Raw genomic sequence first — 434 nt, 5'->3', positions numbered from 1 at the left:
TGCCAGTGTGCCACCGCCCAATCGAGCAATTCCTGCGGCCCCCCCCCCCCCCCCCCACCCCCCCCCCCACACCAACCCACACCCCAACAAAAAAACCACCCCCCCCAACCCAAACCCAAAACCAAAACAAAAACCCACCCCAACCACCCCCACCCCCAACTACCAACCAACAAAAAAAAACACACACAAACCAACACAAAAACACCAAAACAACCCAATCCCCATATGATAAAACAGCACACCAAAATCCCCCCAACAACATACACCCACCACCCACCGCCACCATTGCTGCCTAAACACCACCCGCCACTCCTACAAAAGCGCATCCGAAAAACCAACCCCTTCTGTGTACAGGCTGCCCGATTCATACAGCAGACATAAACCGTCTAAAAGAACAAACCTACACAAAACACAACCATCCGCTCACACAAAAC

Annotated in this window: 1 protein-coding gene; it reads right to left on the bottom strand. The window is 53.0% G+C overall.

The features are described 5' to 3' along the window. Positions 1-326: hypothetical protein (locus ACTHUR_RS21530; RefSeq protein WP_440400850.1), on the bottom strand; the 326-nt coding region annotated here is incomplete at its 3' end. Between the last annotated feature and the right edge of the window lie 108 nt (positions 327-434).

It is taken from the genome of Neisseria sp. P0021.S007 (assembly GCF_051956855.1).
The sequence above is the reverse complement of the archived record's forward strand: the minus strand, read 5'-3'. Positions and strand labels throughout refer to the sequence as shown.